General features: G+C 48.8%; 2 tRNA genes and 3 rRNA genes. All 5 read left to right on the top strand.

Features of this window, described 5'->3' with window-relative positions:
• Positions 1-169: 169 nt before the first annotated feature.
• A 16S ribosomal RNA gene (locus FTV17_RS15245) occupies positions 170-1707 on the top strand.
• A 61-nt stretch (positions 1708-1768) separates the two neighbouring features.
• Positions 1769-1845, top strand: a tRNA-Ile gene (locus FTV17_RS15240).
• 55 nt (positions 1846-1900) lie between these two features.
• Positions 1901-1976 (top strand) — tRNA-Ala (locus FTV17_RS15235).
• A 379-nt stretch (positions 1977-2355) separates the two neighbouring features.
• A 23S ribosomal RNA gene (locus FTV17_RS15230) occupies positions 2356-5247 on the top strand.
• A 180-nt stretch (positions 5248-5427) separates the two neighbouring features.
• A 5S ribosomal RNA gene (gene rrf, locus FTV17_RS15225) occupies positions 5428-5542 on the top strand.
• Together the 16S, 23S and 5S rRNA genes with 2 tRNA genes alongside form the textbook arrangement of a ribosomal RNA operon.
• The last annotated feature ends 23 nt before the right edge of the window (positions 5543-5565 follow it).

Raw genomic sequence — 5565 nt, 5'->3', positions numbered from 1 at the left:
AAGATCATTAAGAGATTATGAAGAACAACTTGTGTGGATTTTTACTGGTTGATTGATCGATATATATTATCATTGATTGATGGTAGAAATTACTCGAAGTTTATTTGAGCAAATTTTTTGTCAGTAATTGATGAGCCGAGATTGGTACACTATATGTACTATTGATTTTAAACTGAAGAGTTTGATCATGGCTCAGATTGAACGCTGGCGGCAGGCTTAACACATGCAAGTCGAGCGGGGGAAGGTAGCTTGCTACTGGACCTAGCGGCGGACGGGTGAGTAATGCTTAGGAATCTGCCTATTAGTGGGGGACAACATCTCGAAAGGGATGCTAATACCGCATACGTCCTACGGGAGAAAGCAGGGGACCTTCGGGCCTTGCGCTAATAGATGAGCCTAAGTCGGATTAGCTAGTTGGTGGGGTAAAGGCCTACCAAGGCGACGATCTGTAGCGGGTCTGAGAGGATGATCCGCCACACTGGGACTGAGACACGGCCCAGACTCCTACGGGAGGCAGCAGTGGGGAATATTGGACAATGGGGGGAACCCTGATCCAGCCATGCCGCGTGTGTGAAGAAGGCCTTTTGGTTGTAAAGCACTTTAAGCGAGGAGGAGGCTACTAAGATTAATACTCTTGGATAGTGGACGTTACTCGCAGAATAAGCACCGGCTAACTCTGTGCCAGCAGCCGCGGTAATACAGAGGGTGCGAGCGTTAATCGGATTTACTGGGCGTAAAGCGTGCGTAGGCGGCTTTTTAAGTCGGATGTGAAATCCCCGAGCTTAACTTGGGAATTGCATTCGATACTGGGAAGCTAGAGTATGGGAGAGGATGGTAGAATTCCAGGTGTAGCGGTGAAATGCGTAGAGATCTGGAGGAATACCGATGGCGAAGGCAGCCATCTGGCCTAATACTGACGCTGAGGTACGAAAGCATGGGGAGCAAACAGGATTAGATACCCTGGTAGTCCATGCCGTAAACGATGTCTACTAGCCGTTGGGGCCTTTGAGGCTTTAGTGGCGCAGCTAACGCGATAAGTAGACCGCCTGGGGAGTACGGTCGCAAGACTAAAACTCAAATGAATTGACGGGGGCCCGCACAAGCGGTGGAGCATGTGGTTTAATTCGATGCAACGCGAAGAACCTTACCTGGTCTTGACATAGTAAGAACTTTCCAGAGATGGATTGGTGCCTTCGGGAACTTACATACAGGTGCTGCATGGCTGTCGTCAGCTCGTGTCGTGAGATGTTGGGTTAAGTCCCGCAACGAGCGCAACCCTTTTCCTTATTTGCCAGCGGGTTAAGCCGGGAACTTTAAGGATACTGCCAGTGACAAACTGGAGGAAGGCGGGGACGACGTCAAGTCATCATGGCCCTTACGACCAGGGCTACACACGTGCTACAATGGTCGGTACAAAGGGTTGCTACCTAGCGATAGGATGCTAATCTCAAAAAGCCGATCGTAGTCCGGATTGGAGTCTGCAACTCGACTCCATGAAGTCGGAATCGCTAGTAATCGCGGATCAGAATGCCGCGGTGAATACGTTCCCGGGCCTTGTACACACCGCCCGTCACACCATGGGAGTTTGTTGCACCAGAAGTAGGTAGTCTAACCGCAAGGAGGACGCTTACCACGGTGTGGCCGATGACTGGGGTGAAGTCGTAACAAGGTAGCCGTAGGGGAACCTGCGGCTGGATCACCTCCTTAACGAAAGATTGACGATTGGTAAGAATCCACAACAAGTTGTTCTTCATGACGATGTATCTGAGGGTCTGTAGCTCAGTTGGTTAGAGCACACGCTTGATAAGCGTGGGGTCACAAGTTCAAGTCTTGTCAGACCCACCACTACTGACGAAGCAATTCATACAGAAGAAAGATACATTGATCTAAATGATAAGCTGGGGACTTAGCTTAGTTGGTAGAGCGCCTGCTTTGCACGCAGGAGGTCAGGAGTTCGACTCTCCTAGTCTCCACCACGTATTCATTCGAATACGTAGTAAGCAAACGAGTTGATAGCTTATAGAGCTTAGTGATAAAGCTGTGTATACTGCACGCCTTGATTATTAAGCTCTGTGATTTATCACAGTTGACTGCGATCTGACGAAGACGTAGTGAATCATTAACAGCATATATTTGAGTTGAAATAATTTGTTCATACTCATAGAAAGAGCGGAAACGAGATAACGTAAGTTATTAAGTTGAAGTGATTGAAATGAGAACTAGCGAAATTAACTGAATCAAGCGTTTTGGTATATGAATTTGAATTGAAGCTGTACAGTGTTTAGATACACAGTACTTCAAACTGTAATGTTGAACGATCTACTTGTAGGATCGAACGACTGTTTGGGGTTGTATAGTCAAGTAATTAAGTGCATGTGGTGGATGCCTTGGCAGTCAGAGGCGATGAAAGACGTGATAGCCTGCGAAAAGCTCCGGGGAGGCGGCAAATATCCTGTGATCCGGAGATTTCTGAATGGGGAAACCCACCTATCATAAGATAGGTATTGCAACATGAATACATAGTGTTGCAAGGCAAACGCGGGGAAGTGAAACATCTCAGTACCCGTAGGAAAAGAAATCAATTGAGATTCCCTCAGTAGCGGCGAGCGAAAGGGGAAAAGCCCATTAAGTTATGTAAGCTTTAGTGGAATGCTCTGGGAAGTGCAACCATAGTAGGTGATAGTCCTGTACACGAAAGGGCTTACATGATGATGTCGAGTAGGGCGGGGCACGTGAAACCTTGTCTGAATATGGGGGGACCATCCTCCAAGGCTAAATACTCCTGACTGACCGATAGTGAACCAGTACCGTGAGGGAAAGGCGAAAAGAACCCCTGTGAGGGGAGTGAAATAGATCCTGAAACCGCATGCATACAAGCAGTGGGAGCCACTTCGTGTGGTGACTGCGTACCTTTTGTATAATGGGTCAGCGACTTACATTCAGTAGCAAGGTTAACCGAATAGGGGAGCCGTAGAGAAATCGAGTCTTAATAGGGCGTTTAGTTGCTGGGTGTAGACCCGAAACCAGGCGATCTATCCATGAGCAGGTTGAAGGTGAGGTAACACTTACTGGAGGACCGAACCCACTGTCGTTGAAAAGCCAGGGGATGACTTGTGGATAGGGGTGAAAGGCTAATCAAGCCTGGTGATAGCTGGTTCTCCCCGAAAGCTATTTAGGTAGCGCCTCGGACGAATACCATTGGGGGTAGAGCACTGTTTCGGCTAGGGGGTCATCCCGACTTACCAAACCGATGCAAACTCCGAATACCAATGAGTACTATCCGGGAGACAGACTGCGGGTGCTAACGTCCGTAGTCAAGAGGAAAACAATCCAGACCGCCAGCTAAGGTCCCTAAATCATAGTTAAGTGGGAAACGATGTGGGAAGGCATAGACAGCTAGGAGGTTGGCTTAGAAGCAGCCACCCTTTAAAGAAAGCGTAATAGCTCACTAGTCGAGTCGGCCTGCGCGGAAGATGTAACGGGGCTAAAACTATGTACCGAAGCTGCGGATTTGCAATTTATTGCAAGTGGTAGGGGAGCGTTCTGTAAGCCGATGAAGGTGGATTGAGAAGTCTGCTGGAGGTATCAGAAGTGCGAATGCTGACGTGAGTAACGATAAAACGGGTGAAAAACCCGTTCGCTGAAAGACCAAGGGTTCCAGTCCAACGTTAATCGGGGCTGGGTGAGTCGACCCCTAAGGCGAGGCCGAGAGGCGTAGTCGATGGGAAATTGGTTAATATTCCAATACTTCTGTGTAATGCGATGAGAGGACGGAGAAGGTTAAGTCAGCCTGGCGTTGGTTGTCCAGGTGGAAGATTGTAGGCATGTATCTTAGGCAAATCCGGGGTACTCTATGCTGAGAATCGATAGCAAGCTAGTTTACTAGCGAAGTGGCTGATACCATACTTCCAGGAAAAGTCTCTAAGCTTCAGTTACACAGGAATCGTACCCGAAACCGACACAGGTGGTCAGGTCGAGTAGACCAAAGCGCTTGAGAGAACTCTGCTGAAGGAACTAGGCAAAATGGTACCGTAACTTCGGGAGAAGGTACGCTGCCGGCGGTGATAGGACTTGCTCCTTGAGCTACTGGCAGCCTCAGAAACCAGGCCGCTGCAACTGTTTATTAAAAACATAGCACTCTGCAAACACGAAAGTGGACGTATAGGGTGTGATGCCTGCCCGGTGCTGGAAGGTTAATTGATGGGGTTAGCGTAAGCGAAGCTCTTGATCGAAGCCCCAGTAAACGGCGGCCGTAACTATAACGGTCCTAAGGTAGCGAAATTCCTTGTCGGGTAAGTTCCGACCTGCACGAATGGCATAATGATGGCGGCGCTGTCTCCAGCAGAGGCTCAGTGAAATCGAATTCGCCGTGAAGATGCGGTGTACCCGCGGCTAGACGGAAAGACCCCGTGAACCTTTACTGCAGCTTGACATTGAACTTTGATCTTACTTGTGTAGGATAGGTGGGAGGCTTTGAAGTAGAAACGCCAGTTTCTATGGAGCCGTCCTTGAAATACCACCCTGGTAATATTGAGGTTCTAACTCTGTCCCGTTATCCGGGACGAGGACCATGTCTGGTGGGTAGTTTGACTGGGGCGGTCTCCTCCTAAAGAGTAACGGAGGAGTACGAAGGTGCGCTCAGCGTGGTCGGAAATCACGCGTAGAGTATAAAGGCAAAAGCGCGCTTAACTGCGAGACCCACAAGTCGAGCAGGTACGAAAGTAGGTCTTAGTGATCCGGTGGTTCTGTATGGAAGGGCCATCGCTCAACGGATAAAAGGTACTCTGGGGATAACAGGCTGATACCGCCCAAGAGTTCATATCGACGGCGGTGTTTGGCACCTCGATGTCGGCTCATCTCATCCTGGGGCTGAAGCAGGTCCCAAGGGTATGGCTGTTCGCCATTTAAAGAGGTACGCGAGCTGGGTTTAGAACGTCGTGAGACAGTTCGGTCCCTATCTACCGTGGGCGTTGGAAATTTGAGAGGATCTGCTCCTAGTACGAGAGGACCAGAGTGGACGAACCTCTGGTGTACCGGTTGTGACGCCAGTCGCATCGCCGGGTAGCTATGTTCGGAAGGGATAACCGCTGAAAGCATCTAAGCGGGAAGCCTACCTCAAGATTAGATTTCCCAAGGACTTTATGTCCTCTAAAGAGCCGTTGAAGACTACAACGTTGATAGGTTGGATGTGGAAGTACGGTGACGTATGAAGCTGACCAATACTAATTACTCGTGAGGCTTGACTATACAACACCCAAACAGTTGGTGTTGTGGTTCAAATCATGACAAATAACTTGATTTAGTTAGATAAAACGCTAAACTGCACAAATTAAAGCAACTCAAATAGCTGTTAATAACTTCTTTGACCAAGCAAAGGCACGCAAACAATATGTGCGAATAAGACCCAAGCAAAGTCACAACAGTTGTGCTGGCGACAATAGCAAGAGTGAACCACCTGATCCCTTCCCGAACTCAGAAGTGAAACCTCTTAGCGCTGATGGTAGTGTGGGGTTACCCATGTGAGAGTAAGTCATCGCCAGCTCATTATTCTAAACACCCCCTTCA

This window comes from Acinetobacter sp. YH12239, assembly GCF_013417635.1.
In the GTDB taxonomy this organism is placed as follows: domain Bacteria; phylum Pseudomonadota; class Gammaproteobacteria; order Pseudomonadales; family Moraxellaceae; genus Acinetobacter.
Note: the sequence above shows the minus strand (reverse complement) of the source record. Positions and strands in the feature narration are given on the sequence as shown.